Genomic DNA, 717 nt, shown 5'->3' with positions numbered 1-717 from the left:
CCAGGTCCTCAAGCAGGACCTGACCGTGACCTTGAGCAATGGCGACACCGTGGTTATCAAAGCCGGCACTACCAGCGTTCCATACGAACTGAAAGCCCAGGGCGACGACGTCTACAAAGACGGTCAAGTTGTGGAAGTCGGTGTCAGCAATGCCACCGTTGACGGCAAGTCCTTCGAAAACCTGGTGCTGGGCGACAAAGCCCAAGTCACCATCGGCGACACCCTGTCTGAAGTGGTCGCCACTCTGTCTGTGGATAAAACCACCGTCACCGAAGGCGGTTCCGTCACCTACACCGTGACCCTGACCAACGCTGCTGGCCTGCCGATGAGCAACCACGGCGAGCTGACCTTCAAGCTCTCCGACGGCACCACCATCACCGTTCCAGCCAACAGCACCACCGGCACGGCAACCGTGGTCACCAGCAACGACATCTTCACCGGCGGTCAGCCGGCACTGGTCAACAAGCTGGAAAGCGTCTCCGGCGCCGATCAGTTCGAACAGCTGACCCTGGGCAAAGACCAGTTCACCACCACCGTCACCGACCAACCCTCGGGCGAAGGCGACAAGATCACCGTCACCATCGAAAGCAATGGCGACGTGCTGGAAAACGCTGCACCGAAGTTCACCGTCAAGGTTGATCAGGTCCTCAAACAAGACTTGACCGTCACCCTGAGCAACGGTGACACCGTGGTCATCAAGGCCGGCACCAGCAGCAC

Annotated in this window: 1 protein-coding gene; it reads left to right on the top strand. The window is 59.4% G+C overall.

Annotated features, from left to right (window positions below; all coding sequences use genetic code 11):
• Positions 1-717: immunoglobulin-like domain-containing protein (locus ACM6IP_RS24010; RefSeq protein WP_414862411.1), on the top strand; the 717-nt coding region annotated here is incomplete at both ends.

This window comes from Pseudomonas sp. IT-P176, from assembly GCF_949767245.1.
Taxonomy (GTDB): Bacteria; Pseudomonadota; Gammaproteobacteria; order Pseudomonadales; family Pseudomonadaceae; genus Aquipseudomonas.
Note: the sequence above shows the minus strand (reverse complement) of the source record. Positions and strands in the feature narration are given on the sequence as shown.